Annotated in this window: 5 protein-coding genes; all 5 read right to left on the bottom strand. The window is 62.6% G+C overall.

The annotated features are described in order from the left end of the window. Positions 1-201: 201 nt before the first annotated feature. A complete protein-coding gene (locus tag CCR98_RS06215; RefSeq protein ID WP_087921917.1) occupies positions 202-2337 on the bottom strand; it encodes a toxin C-terminal domain-containing protein in 2136 nt (711 codons plus the stop codon). A gap of 140 nt (positions 2338-2477) precedes the next feature. Beyond that, the gene (locus CCR98_RS06210) at positions 2478-2762 is read right to left on the bottom strand and encodes a colicin immunity domain-containing protein (RefSeq protein ID WP_087921916.1); all 285 of its coding nucleotides are present in this window, start codon (positions 2760-2762) and stop codon (positions 2478-2480) included. Continuing rightward, positions 2759-6187 (bottom strand): hemagglutinin repeat-containing protein, encoded by a 3429-nt coding sequence (locus CCR98_RS06205; protein ID WP_232463094.1) that lies wholly within the window; start codon positions 6185-6187, stop codon positions 2759-2761. Before CCR98_RS06205 ends, CCR98_RS06210 begins: the two co-directional genes overlap by 4 nt. Before the next feature lie 148 nt (positions 6188-6335). After that, positions 6336-6959: a hypothetical protein gene (locus CCR98_RS06200; RefSeq protein ID WP_157721502.1), complete on the bottom strand. Its 624-nt coding sequence runs from the start codon at positions 6957-6959 to the stop codon at positions 6336-6338. A gap of 2 nt (positions 6960-6961) precedes the next feature. Further along, positions 6962-18391, bottom strand: coding sequence for a hemagglutinin repeat-containing protein (locus tag CCR98_RS06195; protein ID WP_232463093.1), 11430 nt, complete (start codon positions 18389-18391; stop codon positions 6962-6964). Positions 18392-18411 lie beyond the last annotated feature (20 nt).

The raw sequence follows: 18411 nt of genomic DNA, 5'->3' as shown, positions 1-18411 counted from the left end.
GAGGAAATACCTAGCACTAAGCGTCATCACCGAAATAGAACAGCACGCACTTCCCTCCATCCTTCCCAACCAAGCTTATCGGCCGAACGGTATCACCACCATCAACTGAAATCTCTACATACATGCCTTGATCCTCAAAAGTCATAAGCTCCTCAATTAAATCCTTGATTGTCTTACCACGAACTACCCAAGAAGACCCACTCAAAGTCCCCCCCCTATCCTTTTCAAACTGGAATCAAACGTACCAAGCCGGGTATCTCGGCTACCTAGCGCCTTCACCGATGTCGCTGCCTTCCAAGCACCACCACTATGGCCACCCACATCCCTTGAAATAAATATCTTTCCATTAGTAAAGACAAGCTCACCATCGTGAGCAGTCTCCTTTACACGCCTAAAGCCCAAAGCCGTGGCAGCGGCAGTCGCCTCCTTATTCGTTGCATAGACTGGCCCAGACGTCGCTCGCGGCAGTGCTTCGGAACTGCCCGCCTTCGCCCCCTTCCCGAAGCCTCCGCTCCCTTCGATTATGGTAACAGCGCCACATTTTCGAAGCAGTACCTTCGCAAGTCCAAGCCCCAGCTCAGCTGACGATTCCTTCGAGAAGAGGCCGTACTGATCGATCGTCCTATCGAGATTCCCGGTCCACTCCGCCAGTGCAGCTACAGTGTGTTCCTGGGGCAGGATATAGACCGGCTGGATCCCCCCGTTCTCAAATATCAGCTCACGATAGGCACATCCATTCATGGAGTGGGCAAACGAAGAATGCGCCTCGCTACTGCGGCCGAGATCATCGAACAGCCCAAGCTCTCCAGGCCACAAGCCAAACTTGTACGAAACGGCCGCATTGACAAACGCCTGACACGCCGGGCTCGCTGAGTTCGCAGTGCACACCGAGAGCAGCTCGTAATCCATTCTCTCCGACAATTGCTTGGCAACGTCGCGCACCGTCTTCTGGCATGACGTGTCGCCGCCGCACTCGTCGAGCTGCTGCTTCAGTACACGAGCCTGGTCCTCTGTAAGGAAGTTGTTCTCAACCGAATTCTTGGCAATCCCCGCATTCAACGCGATCCCAGCCAGATCCTGTCCCGACAGCCCAGCCGCCAGCGCTCCCACCGCCTGTGAAAGCCCCAGAACCGCCTCCCTTTGCTGCGGGCTGAGATTCGCCGGGTTGCCGCCAAACAACGTGTCCGTCAGGACCTTGGCTGCCAACTCACCACCACCGGCCGCCAACGCCCCACTTCCCGCCTTGCCACCATTGGCCTCTGCCAACAGCGCGCCCAGCAGCGCGTGCGACAGCATCTGCATGGCCTCGCTAGGCACAGCACTCTGCTTGTTCGGGTCAAACGTCTTGCCGATCAGTTCAGCTGCATACGCCGCCAGCGCGTTGGAACCCAGCTGACCCAGCCCCTGCCCTTCAACGCCACCGACCAACGCGCTGGTCACTGCGCCGAGCGCGCGCCCATAGACGCCATCAGGGGCCCACTTCTGCTGGGTCACCAGCGCATCCGGGTAGGATGCATCGAACGCCACGAGGCGCTTGAACTGCTCGCCCGAAGGAAGCGCATCCAACGCCCGTCTCTCTTCGGGACTCATCGGCTCCCGATATTTATCCGTGATCTTCTTCGCATCTGCACTGCCAATATCCCAGGCGATCTGCTGGCTGGTGGCCATCACCGTCCCCGCCGCGGCCGCCATCGCCTGCTGGTCCGCCAGCAGCTTGCTGGCATCCGGCAATGCATCCAGCGCACGGTGCGCTCCACTGGCATCGGTGTTGATGCCCAGCTCAGCCGCCGACGTCTGCTTGCCACCGATTGTGATGTTGCCCTCGGTCAAGGTGGCAAGGGTGGAGCTGCTGTCGCTGCCCTTTTCCATCATCGGCAGGCCCGGACCACCTCGGGGTGCGGCAGTTCCCGGCTTGGGCGTCCAGCCATCCATCTCCCCGCCCGCACCACCACTGATGCTGCCGGAGCTGGCTGCGTAGTCCATGTGGTTCTGCAGGTCGGTGAACGTCAGCGAATCCGCAGTCAGTTCACTGTTGCCCGCATTGGTGCTGGTAATCGCGCCGCCCACCAGATTCACGTGGCCGGCATCGACGTGGTACCCGCCATTGCCGGCAAACAGGCCGCTCTGCTGGCCAACACCCTGATAGCTGCCGCTGGACTTGCCTGCACTGGCGTAACCGTCGGGATTCCACGCGGTACCGAATGACACCTGCACGCGGCCACCCACCTGGCTGTTCTTGGACATGCTCTCGGCGATGACCTCGGCGCCGGCATTGCTGCTCTTGCTACGGTCGGCCACGTGCGCCTTGCCGGCTTCCAGCAGAATGTCGCCAGCCAAGCCAGACCGAGCGTGCTACCCGCGCTCAGATTGCCCTGCACCACGTGGATGTCGCCCTAGATGCTGGTCAGGTTGACGTTGCCGCCACCCTGGATGGTGGCGCCGCGCGTGACCAAGAGTCGCAGTTTGCGACGCCAATCTTAATCAAAAACTGATTTATCAAAGGCAGCCAAAACATTCGAGACCTCGCGCAAAAGATCCTCGTCCCCGAACTCATAGCTCTCTCGTGCCGCCTCATCTGGCTCATACATATCAGCGAGACAAAATATTGTTGACAGGCACTCATCCAAACCCGGGAAGCCCTTCCGCAGGAGATCACAGTCCCTTTCAATTTTCCACAATTGAACATATGCATCCGAAAATGACTGCGCAGAAATCCAGCCACCGACGAACCTTTCAGAAAACTTAAACAATAATAAACTCATCGAAGGACACCATTTTTGAAGAGATTTTCATACTGCGAACTTTTTGGATCCAGCTTAAAGCCAGTCACGAATTTACCTGAAGAATCCAGCACCACAGCATTATTTGTTGAACTATTGAAATAAACTTTCGAACCCGGAACAAATCCATAAGTGCCACGGAGCCCTGTCTCTGGCGCTGCCATGTGGTTCCGAATTGCGGATTCATACTGTGCAATTGTCTGCGGATTCTTCTTGCTTGTCACCAGTCCAAAATCTTCCGCATGTTTGAATTTTTTATCCAACTGCTTATTTTCAATCGATGTCAGATCGTTCAAGTGGCCACGAGGAGCTTCAGGCGAAGTAGGCGCGATGCCAACCTGGGTACCACTGGGTGCTGAACTTCCAGCGCCGAAGCCTCCGTTCCCTCCGATAATGGTGACAGCGCCATATTTCCGGAACAGAACCTTCGCAAGCCCCAGCCCCAGCTCAGCCGACGATTCCTTCGAGAAGAGGCCGTACTGATCGATCGTCCTGTCAAGATTCCCGGTCCACTCCGCCAGTGCAGCTACAGTGTGTTCCTGAGGCAGGATGTAGACCGGCTGGAGCCCCCCATTCTCAAAAATCAGCTCACGATAGGCACGTCCATTCAAGGAGTGGGCGAACGAGGAAAGTGCCTCGCTACTGCGGCCGAGATCATCGAACAGGCCAAGCTCTCCGGGCCACGAGCCGTACTTGTAGGAGACGGCCGCATTGACAAACGCCTGACATGCAGGACTCGCCGAATTTGCTGTACAAACCGAGAGCAGCTCATAGTCCATTCGCTCCGACAATTGCTTGGCAACATCGCGCACCGTCTTCTGGCATGACGTGTCGCTGCCGCACTCGTCGAGCTGCTGCTTCATTACACGAGCCTGGTCCTCTGCAAGGAAGTTGTTCTCAACCGAGTTCTTGGCAATCCCCGCGTTCAACGCGATCCCAGCCAGCTCCTGCCCCGGCAGCCCACTCGCCAGTGCACCCACCGCCTGCGACAACGCCAGCACCATCTCCTTCTGTTCCTGGCTCAGCTTGGAGGGGTCTCCGCCGGTCAATGTATTGGTCAGTACCTTCGCGGCCAGCTCGCCGCCGGCCGCAGACGCCGCTCCGGTTCCCGCGCTGCCACCATTGGCTTCCGCCAGCAGCGCACCCAACACCGCATGCGACAGCAATTGCAGAGTCGCATTGGGATCGCTGCCATGGTTCGGGTCCAGCTTGCTGCCGATGAAGTAAGCGGCATAGGGCGCCAGTGCATTGGAGGCGACCTGACCGACGCCCTGGCCGGCTACGCCCCCGACCACAGCCGTCGTCACCGCGCTCAGGGCACGGCTGTACTCACCGCCATCACCCCACTTCTTCGCATCGTTATAGGCCTGGCTGTTTGCGGTCAGCACCTTATCGCGTTGCGCTGCGCTAAGCGCGTTGAACGCCTTTTTATCATCGGTTGACAGGCCATCGTAGTACGCCTGGGTTGCCTTCTTGCTCTGATAGGCTTGAACGTCCCAGGCAATCTGCTGGCTGGTGGCCATCACCGTCCCCGCCGCAGCCGCCATCGCCTGCTGATCCGCCAGCAGCTTGCTCGCATCCGGCAGTGCATCCAGCGCACGATGCGCTCCACTGGCATCGGTGTTGATGCCCAGCTCGGCCGCCGACGTCTGCTTGCCACCGATGGTGATGTTGCCCTCGGTCAAGGTAGCAAACGTGGAGCTGCTGTCGCTGCCCTTTTCCATCATCGGCAGGCCTGGACCACCTCGGGGCGCGGCCGTTCCCGGCTTGGGCGTCCAGCCATCCATCTGCCCGCCCGCACCACCACTGATGCTGCCCGAACTGGCCGTGTAGTCCATGTGGTTCTGCAGGTCGGTGAACGTCAGCGAGTCCGCAGTCAGTTCACTGTTGCCCGCATGGGTGCTGGCAATCGCACCACCCACCAGGTTCACGTGGCCGGCATCGACGTGGTACCCGCCATTGCCGGCAAACAGGCCGCTCTGCTGGCCAACACCCTGATAGCTGCCGCTGGCCTTGCCTGCACTGGCATACCCGTCAGCATTCCACGCGGTACCCAACGACACCTGCACGCGACCGCCCACCTGGCTGTTCTTCGACATGCTCTCGGCGATGTCCTGCAGCGACTCGATCGTCAGCGTGCCGCCGGTCTTGACGTCGATGCGATCAGCGGTCGCTGTGGCGCCACGTAGCGTGGTATCGCCCTCTGCCTTCATCGAGATGTTCTTGCCGGTCAGCGTGGTGTTCTGCCAGGTGCTGCTCTCGGCATTGGCCTTGCTGCTGCCAACACTCGCTTCGGCGTACACGTACACGCCGGTCTGCGCGCCTACAGAGACGCCTACGCCCACCTCGGCGCCGGCATTGCTGCTCTTGCTGCGGTCGGCCACATGCGCCTTGCCAGCTTCCAGCAGGATATCTCCGGCCGAATCCAGGCTGAGGGTGTTGCCCGCGCTGAGGTTGCCCTGCACCACATGGATGTCGCCCTGGGTGCTGGTGAGGTTGACGTTGCCGCCGCCCTGGATGGTGGAACCACGCGACACCATGCTGCTGCCATCGGCACTGCTGTTGGCGGTCTTGAAGCCGATGCCTGCTTCAGCTCGGAACAGTTCGCCACTGCCGCCACGGCCGGACAGTGCCGAGATCGCACTGGCTGCCTGGTACGCGTTGGCGCCCGCCGCCATGCCCTGCATCTTCTGCAGGCGATCATCGGACTGACGGGCCGCGTCCACGTTGTTGATCAGGTCGATCAACGGCGACTTCACCCGCGCGAACACGCCGATCTTCAGGTCCTTGTCGCTCTGCGAGTAGTGACCACTTTCGTCGGCGGTCAGCAGCTCGATCTCGGCAGCGGTGATGTTCACGTCCTTGGCGGCCACCACGTTGCTGGCCGTCTGCGTGTACTTGCCACCGGCGGTCAGGTTCACGCTGCCACCCAGACTGCCGATGCTGCTGGCCACCTGTGACACCTGCGCGCTGTCGTCCTGGTGCTGCTCGCGATGCCAGCCGGAGAACTTCTCTGTATCCGATATCTGTACCGTGCCGATCGCCTTGCTGTCCGACGTATTGGCGTTGCTGACCGTATCCTGCCCGCTGCGGACCAGCAGATCACCGGCCGCACGGATGCTGACGTCCTTCTCGGCGGCGATGTTGGCTGCGGTCAGGCTGATGTTGCCCTCGGTGGTGGCCATGCGCACGCCGCCGCCGACCGACAACTGCGTGCCGGTGATGGTGTCACTGCTGCCGCTGCCCTGGCTCTGCGAGTTGTTGGTACCGAACGGCAGGCCGCTGGTGTTGTTGGCAAAGCCCCAGCCCTTGCCGCGGCTGCTGCTGTCGCTGCGCTCGGTGTTGTGGGCCACGTCGAACACGATGTCCTTGGTGGCCAGCAGCACAGCGTTGCCCTCGGCCGACATCTGCGTGCCCTGGCTGAGGATCGAGCCGCTATTAGCGACCCATTCGGCACGGTTGGTCAGACCTTATGCCTGGGTTATGCCGCAGGCGCCCATTAGCACACTCTTGGGCTGCGAGCGTGCACCAAAAGATGAACACATGCACCACCACTTACTGATTAGAAACCAGAAACTCTGACTCAGTCAGTGCGCACCGCCCCCCCACGCGCCAGAACTCAAAATAGGGATCAAAATCCACATCCAATTCAAACAGAGAACTACCGATGTACCACGCCAGATAATAATCGGCAGCCAAGCCATAAAGCGCCTCGAGCAGCGCATACACCTGGTCGGATTCAGATATTCTACTCCCCCTGACAGAGTCACCAATTCCGTCAAACAGCCAATATTGAGGAATATCCATGCGAAGCACGGAATCCAGATGACCCCCGGCAACAAAAACTACCTCCGCACGCCTGCAAATTTCTTCAATTTCGACCTCACCGATCCTCCTACAGATTTCCTCCTGACCTTTTAACCACTCACTCCCAAGCCTAACAATTTCCTCCTTGGTCGTGGAGAAACGTGGAAGCAGGTACAACGAACCGTCCAATCTACCGGAAGAAATAACCTTAACCGCGCGCTCATGCAAGTCTGCCGAGGACGAAAAATAACCAAATATCTTTCGAAGCTCATAATCGCTCGAATGCTCTTTCAACAAACCCAAAAAATGAGACTTATCGAACACGGCAAACCCTTCACAAAACGCGCACCAATCAGACAAAAGCGTACTCACATCTACATCCCTCCAGATTTTGGAAGCGGCGGAAGCAGGCTAGGATCAATCTTCCACCGATCCCTCAGAATTATAATACTCGAATTGAATTCTTCGAGCGACCTACTTTCGTCAATTATCCGCCCCAGCTCATTATGGAAGGCTCCAGAACCGTTACCACCATGACCACCCAGCTTTCCATCAGCAGGATTGGTCCATTTCAGCTCCTCTGTTTTGGTTCTGAACCTCTTGATCTCCTCCATCGAAACACCCCATTTTTTGAAATCAGGGGCTCTACAGACCATGCACCATTCGTGCAGCCCGCCAGGTTGGCGTATGCGGGATTCTATAGCGTCTCGAACGCCCTTATTCTCCCAAAGGACTTCCAATTCCGCAGAAGAAAGCTGATCGAACCAACGATTGAATTCTCCATTTCTAACACTGGGAACTTTTCCATTGGGAAGCAGCTGCTCCAGCGATCGAGCAGGAACCTCCGACGCTGCGGCGCCCCGTTTCAGGGCCGTGTCGGCAGCCGCAAAAATCTCATCCGATCGGCGCCCAGCCTCCCTCGTGACAGACCCTGCGATCTCCACGCCCACTTCGCTAACGATCTTCCCTCCAGGCATACGTACCGGAATCAAGAATGTTGCGGCGGTAATTGCAGCACCGTTGCCATCTCCCCGCGATAGGCTGGCAATCAGGCTGCCTGCAGCCCCAACATCACCACTGAAACTTTCAAGCATCATTTGGCCGTCACGACCGCGCCCAACCGTACCTCTCAGATTATTCAGATCAAAAAAGGTGTAGTTCAGATCATCTCTGGAGACACCAGCAGCGAGCAAGGAGTTAAAGACCTGCCGGTACAGCGCGTCGTCCTTGAGTAGCTCGTTCCCATAGAGATTGAAATTGTTGTACTCGATCTCCGTCGCGCCGAACCCGTACTTCCCCCCCATGGTGCTAAGGAACGCTGTGGCTGCGTCATCCACGTTCTCCTCACCAATCAATTTGTTGACTCTTGCATCAACGCGTGAGGCCCCCTCAACTATCAGCCTACGGCGAGCTTCGTCTTCACTTATTCCTTCCTGTTCGGCAAATATTGCCGCGTGAGTGTTGATCCACACCACTTCATCAGGATGCAACTGACGATTGAACCGATCTCCCAGCAACGCGACCGCTGCACCATCACTGCCACCTATCACGCCCCCCAGTGCAGCACTGGCCAACTCAATCAAACTGTTGAACTCAGCACTGCGCGGATCCATTCCCTGCCCCGTAAGGAACCTGATCATCGCGTCCTTGGCCAGTTCGGAACCGGCTGCGCCAGCTGCAGCGCCACCAATATCTCCACCGCTCAATGCCACCACCGCTGCGCCGGTCAGGCCATGCAACAACACTTTGTTGCGTCCGCCCTCACCCCACTGCTCAATCCGCCGAAGCGCATCGACCTCGGCCTCGGCATCGCCATTGGCACGGGCCACTTCCAGGTCTGCATTTGCCTGGGCAGTCTTGTTTGCGGCCAGGTTGCCGATCACTTCAAAGCCGATGGCACCCAGCATCTGGGTCAGTTCCTGCCTCTCCTGCACCTTTCTGTCGTCAAAGATCGGCGCAAAGCCATTGGCGTTGTCCAAGCCCGTCACGCCACGCTGCAAACCTGCTAGTACGGAATCGTCACCGTTGCGGATCTCGACTGTGCCATCTGCCAAGCCACTGCGAGTTGTGGAACTCTTGCTGTCCCCTGTCGGCAGACCGGGCACCAGTGACGGATCGAACGAGAAGCCATCCGAAAGATTGCCACCGCCGCTTGTACCGCCACTGACGGACGCAGAAAGGAACTCGGCACGATTCTTCAGCTCCTCGAACGACAGGCTGCCCGTAGATAGCTGATTCTTGGACGGATCGGCAGTACTGCCGATCACAGCACCAGCGAGGTGGGTATTGCCCCCCACCTGCAGCTGGAATCCACCGCTACCCGCCGCGATTCCTGTCTGCTCGCGAACACTGCGATAGTCACTGTCGATCATGCTGGCACTGCCGCTGGCGCTGCCCTCAAAGCCGTAGCCGATGGTCGCCTCGCCCTTCGCAGCCAGCTGTTCGGTCTTGTAGCGGTCTGTGTCCTGCTCGCTGCGCAACGTCAAATCGCCGGTTACACGTCCGACCACTTGGTCGGCCAGGAGCTGTGCGCCTTGCAAGGTGGTATTGCCGCCACTGGTGAAGGTCAGCCTGTCGCCGGCCTGGATGATGCTCTCGTTGTGGAGGGTGCCCTCGCCGTCCGCCTTGCCGCGCGCAGCGTTCGCGCCCACGTAGACACCGATGGCGGCACCTCCACCACTGCTGCCACTGATGGCAACGCCCACCTCCCCGCCCAGCGACTGGTTTCGGCTCTCCTGAGAGTAGCGATCTTCACTGCTACGGATGATCAGGTCATTGGCTGCAGCCAGATCGACATTGCGGCCGGAAATCTGGCTGCCGACGATCGTCAGGTCGCCGCCGGTCGCAGCAACAACAACGTCGCCCTCGCTCTTCAGCAGGCTGCCCCGGTGCGTTGTCTGCTCCATCACGCTCTCAGAGCGGGACCGCTGGCTGCCAACCGTCACTCTGACATTCAAGCCGGCACCGCCCTCGCCGTTGCCCGATTGCTGGCCAACCGCTTCGGCGACGGCTATCGCTCCTTGAGCAGCTTTGTACGCATAAAGTGCTTTCAGGCGATCATCTTCGACTTCATCTGCTCTCTTGGCGGTCGCATAGACCGCCCTCGCGCTTTGCACGGTATCAACGCTGGCACCGCCCAGCGCGACATTCAGGCCAGACTGGCGGAAGTAGCTATTGTCGGTGTATGTCGTTTGTTGCTCGGCAGCATCAATGAGCACGTCCTTGCCAATCATCGTGATGCCCGTCTTGGACAGCACATCCGATCCCCCCAGGTGCAAGGTCTGCCCGGCAGAGAGCGTCACGCTCCCTAGCGCGCTGCCAATGAGACTTCCTTCGGCGAGCGTTTCAGTCAACGAGTTGCTGTTTCCGTTGCTACGGCTTCCAAACGTCACGCCGAAGCTGCCGTTCATGCCTCCCAGAAGGCCAGATTTCTTGCGGTCGCTGCTGTGTTGTTCGGAATGAGTTGATTCGGCAGCCAGAATGCTGAGATTGCCCTTGGCTGCCATCAGAACGTCGGCGGTCGCCGCTACCTTGGCCCCCTCAACAGTAATGTCCCGGCCGGCTCCAATGATTACTTTCTCTCCCGAGAGCGTGGTGCCCATTGCCAGGACGTCCTGCGTGGCGTCATGCGTTGCGGTTCGGGTGCTGGAGGTGAGCCCCCGTTTCTTGCTCTGAGCGCCCTTCTCCCACGTATGTGATTCCTGTGCTGCGAGGAGATTGACATCGCGCTCTGCGCCAATGCTGATCGCGCCTTGGTCGCTTCGCACGCCCGCCGCAATCAACGTCACATCGCGACCAGCGGAGAACGCGATGTCATCCCTCGCCTGCAACTGGCTTCCACGGACTGTTTCATCACTCTGACTGACCTGCAGCGAGCTGCGCTTGCCCGCATTGGCGAAATCGCGGTTCTCGCTGTCCACCAGCGACTGGCTGTTGATGTCACCACCGGCCTGCAGCGCCAGTGCTCCCCCCGCCGTGATCTGCGCGGCCGCCAGATTGATGTCCTTGCCAGCAGCCAGCACTACATCGCCACCACCCTGTACCGACGTGGCAGCGTTCGTTGTCTTGCTGCTGCGCTGTTGGTTGCGCTCGTCGAAGGTGGCGTCGCGGCGTTCTTCCAGCGCAATCGCGCCAACATCCAGATTGCCGCCTGCCGCCAGCTGGGTAAGGCCATCGGCGCCGGCGTTGCGGAGCTGTGCGGCCTGCAGGCTGATGTCACCGCCAGCCACCACCGACAACATGCCGTCGCCACTGGGGTTGGTTACATACAGGCCGGCGACCCGATCGATGCGGTTGGTCTCGTACTGGTAGGTGCCACCGCCCCGCTGTGTCTCCACCGTGGAGGCCACCGTGACATTGCCCGCCGCCTTGACCGACAGCGCATCGGTAGCCGTCACGGCGGCACCGACAACGCGGATGTCCTTGTCCGACGACAGCCCGACGTACTGGCCGGAAATGCTGCCGCCCAGATGCTCGATGTTGCCTGCATCGATGGTCACCAGCTTGCGGCCGGCGATGTTGCCGGTGTTGACCAGGCCATTGCCCAGATTGATATCGACATTGGCACCGGCCAGCAATGCACCGTTGCCGTCGAGGTCGCCCGGGCGCAGGCGCAGGTAGACCTGCGGCACCAGCGCGGTGGTGGTGCTGCCATCGGCCAGGGTGACGGTCTGCTCGACCAGCCAGACGATGTCACTGGTCAGCTGTGCCATCTGTGCTTCGGTCAGCGCCACGCCGGGGCGCAGGCCCCATTCGCTGGCGACCGTGGCACCGGCCTCCAGCAGCGCGCGGTACTGCGCCTCGTCGCTGGCGTAGCCGTCGAGGAAGCGGCGACCGGTCAGCTGGCCGATCTGCTCGCGCACCAGTTTCTGCTCGTAGTAGCCATCCCCCAGGCGCTTGTGCACGGTATCGGGCGAGTAACCCATCTGGCCCAGCAGGTGGTCCGAGCTCAGCCACGTCCTGTGGTCGGTGAAGCGCGGATCGGTCTCGACCAGGTAGTGGCCACTGTTGGGATTGACGTTGAACAGGCTGGCGCTCGGCGCGCGCGTGTCCGGTGCGCCCATCGCGATGCGGTCCGGCGATCCACCACTGGCCGCGACCACGCGTGGCCCAAAGGTGCCGCTGTTGCCGGCCACGCCGCCGACGTTGCCGCCATGCTGGGTGCCGGCGGCATCGGCCGCCTGCGCCAGCGCGCGGTCGGCACCGGTGCCGGTGGACTGGCCCGGCCCCTGTGCACCGCCGTGGCCCGGCCCATCCGGCAGGGTCTTGGGACCCTGCACGTTGAGGTTGGCCATGGCCGAACCGTTCTGCACGTTCGGCGCGTTTCGCCCCTGGTTGAGGTTGCTCAGGTCACCGACGTCGATGCTCAACGAGCCGCCGCTGACAATGCTGCCGCCAATTTTACCGGTCACCTCGGAAATGGCCGGGGTGCTCCAGGTCATTACGTCACCGCCGAAGGTATGGCTGACGTTGGAGAACTGATGCGTGCGATACAGCGTGGCCGCCAGGTTGTCCACCTTCGCCGCGCCGCTCAGGCCGACAATGTCCAGATCGCCGCCGGCGGCGATGCTGCCGTAGTGATTGCGCAGGTCATCGGTGCGGATGCGCATCGCGCCCCCGGACCGGATGACCGCATCGGCACCGACGCCCGGCTGCAACACATCTTCGGTCACGGTGCGCGTGGCCAGGCGATACTGCTCGTTGGCACTGGTTGAACTGCCGCCCGCAAACTGTGGGCTGGTCAGAATGCGGTCGGGATCGTAGTCCTTGAAGGTCCACAACTGCACGCAATTGGTCGTGCAGGTGCCATACGCCGAGGAGTAGGTGAGTTTGTCATCGACGTAGCGGAATGCCGGCGAATCGGGATGCAGGGTGCTCAGCTCGGCAAACGGATCGTCGGCACCACCGGCAACCTGGTCCGGATTGACCTGGTTGTCCTGGCGGCCGACGTAGTACATCACCACCGTGCCATCCTGCACGTTCAGGCGCGATCGCTCTCCCAGCGCGGCATACAGTCCACCACGCCCGAAGAAGTACGCGCTGGTCTGCGCGGTCAGCCGCACCACTGCACGGTGAACGGTGAAGCCGTCCGGCGTGATGTGCGGTGTGTCCTCCAGGATGTCGGCCGGGTTGAGGTAGTACACCTCGTGCGCGGAGTAATGGCTGGTACTGCGGATGTTCTCGGTAGCGTTCTTGCCATTGCGCCACCATGCGGGCCGGTCCATGCGCACCGGGGCATTCACGGTCGTGGCCTGTGTGATGACCACGTTCTCGCGGATGTTGTTGACCACCTGCGCATCGATGGACAGGGTGCCGGTCACATCGATGACCGAGCTGATGTTGTCGATCCGCCCGGCAATGCCGCTGGCGATCCGGTCGGCCCCCAGCGCTCCACCAATGGCCGCATCACCGCCGCTGTAGATCAGGCCCTTGCCAGTGTTGTGCAGTTCGCGCAGACCCAGGTCCAGCCGCTCGCGTGCGGCCACGGTGCCGACGCGGGTAGCGCCGTTGGCATCCTCTGCATGGTTCTTCAGCACGCCGGCCGAGATCGCCACGTGGTCGCCATAGATGCGGCCGGTGCCGAGGTTGTCCAGCACGTCGGCTTCGAGGTGGGTCACCTTGCCGTCGATCAGGCCGCGGTTGGTCAGCTGGCCGCGTGCATTGAGATGGGTGATGCCTTCGCTGGAGATCTCGCCGTTGGCGGCGTTGGTGATGTTCTGCGCGTTGAGATCGAGGTTGCCGCCACGCAGTACGCCCTGGTTGTCCAGGTCGCCGGACAGATGCAGGGCCAGCGTGCCGTTGGCCACCCACTCACCGCGGTTGCTCAGGCCCTGCTGCAGCGTCAGGCTCAGGTCGCGCTGGGCATGCACCTGGCCGTCCTCGCTGAGCGCGCGCGCCACCAGGGTCTGGCTGCCATCGGCCCGCAACAGGCCGCCACTGTTGGCGACACTGTCGGCGCTGCTGTCGAGGTTGCCGCCGGTGGTGATGACACCCCCGTTGTTCTGCAGCTGGCCGTTGACCTGCAACCGCGCGCCGCCATCGGTGACGATCTGTCCCTGGCTGTTGTCCAGCCACTGCGTTCCGAACTGCAGCTGGCCTGCCTGCAGGCCGCGGGTGCCATCGCCACCGCGGGTATTGCGGTTGTCCACGCTGGCTGCGGTGAGGGTCAGCAACTGGCCGGCGGCGATCGCACCGGCAGTGTTGTCCAGGTGCCCGCTCAGGGTCAGGTCGAGATTGCGCCCGGCCTGCACGCGCCCGGCGCCGTTGGCCAGCGTCGTCGCCTGCAGCGACAGGCCTGCCGCGCTGGCAAGCGTACCGCCGGCGCTGTTGTCGGCACTGGCCAGCAGCAGCCGCGCATCGCCCTGCGCGCTCAGCGTGCCACCACGGTTGTCCAGCGCGCCTCCTTCCAGCTGCAGCTTGCCCGCCGCCAACAGGCCGCCACTGCTGGCCGTGCTGCGGTTGTCGATGGCTTGCCCTGTGGTATCGATCAGCAGATCGGCGGCCGACTGCACCCGGCCACCCTGGTTGTCCAGCGCACCGCTGTGCACGGTCAGCGCACCCTTCTGCGTACCCAGCGTACCTGCGCTGTTGTCCAGCCGCTGGCCGCGGGTATCGACGGTCAGCTGGCCACCCAGCAGCGTGCCGCGCTGGTTGTCAAGGCCATTGGCCTGCAGCTGCAGCAGCTCGCCGGCCTGCATCGCGCCATCGCTGTTGTCCACGCCTGCAACCGTGGTCAGCAGCAGGTCCTTGCCTGCCACCACCGTGCCGTGCCGGTTGTCGAGGCTCGCGGCGTCCAGCGTCATCGCACCAGCGCTGGACAGCAGCCCCTGGCTGCCATTGTCGAGGCGACCGTCGATGCCCAGTACCAGCTCGCTGCCACCGGCGTGGACGGTACCGCCGAGGTTGTCGAGGCTGGCGGCATTGAGCGTGCCCGCGCCACCCAGCAGGATGCGCCCGCTCTGGTTGTCCAGTGCCTGGCCGATGGCCAGGGTGGAACGGCCGCTGCCGGCGCCCTGCAGGGTGCCCTGCGCATTGATCAGCTGCCGCGCGGAAACGTCGAGCACGCCATTGCTGGCCAGCGAGCCGCCGCGATTGTCCAGCAGTCCCTGCACCCGCAGGCGCAGTGCTTTTTCACCGGTGGCAGTGAGCGTACCGCCGGCGGTGATCAGGCTATCGGCAGTGACGTCGATGCGTCGCGCCGAGGTGGTCGCCTTCGACAGGTCAAGCGTTTTGCCCTCCAGTACCAACGTGCCATTGCTGAGCACGCTGCCACCCGACCCCAGCAGGGTCTGTGCGAGCACCTGCAACTGGCCGCTGCCGGCGTGCTGGATCTTGCCTGCGCTGTTGTCCAGCGTCTGCGCCTGCAGCGTCAGGTCACCATTGCTGGCCAGCGTACCGCCGGCATTGCCCAGCGTGGTGGCATGGATGCGGCTGGCATCCTCGCCACTGGCGATGATGCGGCCGCCGGCGTTGTCCAGCGTTCCGGCCTCGAGGTCGAAGCGATCCGCCCCCAGCGTTGCGTCGCGATGGTCCATCTCATCCGCGCGCAGGGTCAGCGTAGCCGCAGAGACCAGCGTGCCCTTGCTGCCATCCAGGCGGGCCGTGGTGATATCCAGGCCCTGGTTGCCGGCCTGGCGGATGGCACCGGCGCTATTATCCAGCTGTGCGGCAGTGAGGGTCAGCCGGTTGGCATTGCTGGCGATAGTGCCTTCATGGTTGTCCAGCGTACCGTCGACCTGCACCGTGCTGTCGGCTGCACCGGCAGCACTCAGCGTACCCTTGCGGTTGAGCAGTTCACCGGCCTGCACATCCAGGGCGCCGTTGCCTGCGATCGTGCCGCCGCTGTTGTCCACGGTCTGTGCCACGTGCAACTGCAGTGCATCGCTGCCGGTGGCGCTGAGGTTGCCGCCGGCGTTGTCCAGGCGTTCGGCATTGATCGCGATGCGCTCGGCCTGGGTGGTGCTGCCGGCACCCAGTACCAGCTCGCCCCCCTCAAGCATCAGCGCCGACTGGCTGAGAATCCGGCCCGCCGCGCCCTGCAGCGCGTCGGCACGGATCTGCAGCGAGCCGCTACCTGCGTGCTCGATTGCACCGCTACGGTTGTCCAGCCGCGCCGCCTGCAGCAGCACGTCGCCCGTGCCGGCCAGTCGGCCACCGTTGCTGTTGTCCAGCAATTCGCGGGCCTGCACCTGCAACAGGCTGTTACCCGCCGCAAGCACCTTGCCGCCCTGGTTGAGCAAGCTGCCGACGTGCAGCTGCAACTGGCCGTTGCCAGAGATCGCACCAGCGCTGTTGTCCAGTTCGTCGCGCACGGTCAGTGTCGCGCCCTGGCTACCGGCCGACTGCAGCGTGCCCTTCTGGTTGTCGATGCGGCCCGCATCGATGCTCAGGCCCGCATTGCCAAGCACCTGCCCGCCCTGGTTGTCGAAGGTGCCACCTACCTCCAGCGCCAACTCGGAATTGCTCAGCGACACGATCTGGCCACCGGCGTTACGCAGGCCGTCGGCCTGGATCCGCACGCTCTGCGCCGAGGTGGTGCCTCCACTCACATCGAGCTGGCCACCGGTCAGCGACAGGTCACCGTTGCTGAGCAGGCGGCCTTCGCTGCCACGCAGCGTATCGGCGTGTACACGCAACGCGCCGTTGCCGGCCTGCTGCAGCAAGCCCTTGCTGTTGTCCAGCGTGGTCGCTGTCAGGTGCAGCTCGCCATTGCCGGCCACGGTGCCACCGGCACTGTTGTCCAGCGTACCGGCGCGCAGCATGCTGCCCTGGTTGCCCAGCGACAGCAGGCTGCCGCCGCGGTTGTCCAGCGTGCCGGCGGCGATCTGGAACAGCGCTGCGCTGAGCGTGCCATTGCGCACGTCCGCGTTGCCCACCGTCCAGTCCAGGCGACCGAGCGTGCTCAGGCGACCGCCGGCACCGGCCCAGTCGCCCGTGGTCAGCAACAGGCCGCCGTTACCGGCATGCTCGATGCGGCCACCAGCGTTGAAGACCCGACCTGCCCCCAGCGTCAAGCGCTCGGCATTGGTCGCCAGCAGGCCGCCCTCGTTGTTGAACGCGCCTTGCACTGTCCATGCCGACTCGGCACTGCCGGCATGGCGCAGCTCGCCTGCCCGGTTGTCCAGCGACAGTGTCTGCAGCTGCAGCGCTCCGGCCACACTCAGCGCGCCCTTCTGGTTGGACAGCGTGCCCAGCTGCAGCGCAGCGTCACCGTGCACCTGCAGTGTGCCGCCAGCGTTGTTCAGATCGCCCGTGGCGCGCAGCGAGGCCACACCAAGGCGGCCTCCGCTGTTGTCCAGACCATTGCCCGCAACCAGCGAAACACGACCGCCGTTGCTGATGCTGCCGCCGTCGTTATCGAGCGTGCCGGCGATGTCCAGCACACCGGCTGCCAACGGAACAGCCGGCGTCACCGGCTTACCGCCGCCAGTGCCGGTACCCGGTGTACCCGGAGTACCCGTACCGGGCGCACCGGTACCTGGCGTTCCGCCGCTTCCCGGCGAGGTGCCACTGGGGGTACCGCCGGAGCCGCCCGACGCCACCGCATCCAGCGCACCGATCAGGCCTTCGCTGCGATTGCTCACGCTGCCCGCGTTGAGGCTCAACGCCTGCACGCCGGTCTGCTCGATGGCACCGCCACGGTTGCGCAGGGCCTGTGCCTGCAGCTGCAGGCGCTGTGCATTGAGCTTGCCGCCACTGTTGTCCAGCGTGCCGCCGGAGGTGATCGCAGCTTCATGCGTGGCGGCGATGGTGCCAGCATTGGCCAGATCGCCGCTCGCCTGCACGCGCACGTTCTGCAGTGACTGCAGCGCGCCGGTGTTCTCCAGCCGGCCGTCCACCGTGACCACGAGTTCGCCGGCCTGGGCACCGATGCTGCCAGCATTGCGCACGCCCACGCCGTGTTCATTGCCAACCAGCCAGATCTTGTTGGCGAACATGCCGCCCAGCGCGCCCACGTCCAGCGCGAAGGTCGGCGCTTCGCCGCTGGCCGCCGCAGCGTTGACCTGGCTGTGATCGGCGCTGACCACGTTGTTGCCGAGGGTCGCCTGGAGCTGGTTGGCCCAGATGCCGGCGTTGACCTTCAGCGATCGGGTGATCAGGTCGGTGTAGTCGGCGCGGCTGGCATCAAGGCCATCGCCGTTGACCTCGATTGCCCCACCACTGACCCGATAACCTTCCAGCGAACCGCTGCCGCTGAACACCGGGGTGCCGGTGGTGAGCGTGACGCGGCTGGCATTGAGGAACCCGCCACCGTTGACCTGGATGCCGGCCGGATTGGCGATGATCACTTCTGCACGCTGCCCAGCCACTTCCACATAGCCGTTGAGCCGGCTGGCCGGACCATTCACTTCATTGAGGATGACCCGTGCACTGCCGGTGGCCAGCCACGGGTTGCCCTGCACCCAGCCGCCTAGCTGCGTCTGCACCTGGCCACGCGCATTGTTGAGGATCACGCCCTCGCGGCCGACATCGAACTGCGAGTAACGGTTGCGCGAAACACCACCGGCCGACGGCGTGGTGATGTTGACCATCGGTACACCGTTCGGCGCGGTGACCACGGTGGGACGCTCACGACCGGGCGCATTGGGGTCGGACGCGATGTGGCCAACCGATTGCGCTGCAGCCACGGGCGCCAGACTGACCCACCCCAACGCGCACATCAGCGCGAAGCCGAGCGGCGACAGGGCTGCAGTCTGCCGGCCGGCGATCTGGCCGACCAGGCCGCCACCGCCTTTCACCAGTTCCGAAGCGACCTGCCACACGCGCAGCGCGCGGTTGAAAACCAAGCGATAGATGCTGTTCATTTCACGAATCCTTGTGCCAG

Origin of the sequence: Stenotrophomonas sp. WZN-1, from assembly GCF_002192255.1 — a bacterium.
GTDB lineage: Bacteria > Pseudomonadota > Gammaproteobacteria > Xanthomonadales > Xanthomonadaceae > Stenotrophomonas.
Note: the sequence above shows the minus strand (reverse complement) of the source record. Positions and strands in the feature narration are given on the sequence as shown.

What these genes read in the sequence shown, in the direction of transcription:
- CCR98_RS06210 (WP_087921916.1), bottom strand. Translation starts at nt 2,762, where the DNA reads ATGAGTTTATTATTGTTTAAGTTTTCTGAAAGGTTCGTCGGTGGCTGG.
- CCR98_RS06205 (WP_232463094.1), bottom strand. Translation starts at nt 6,187, where the DNA reads ATGTCGGCCGAGGGCAACGCTGTGCTGCTGGCCACCAAGGACATCGTG.
- CCR98_RS06195 (WP_232463093.1), bottom strand. Translation starts at nt 18,391, where the DNA reads ATGAACAGCATCTATCGCTTGGTTTTCAACCGCGCGCTGCGCGTGTGG.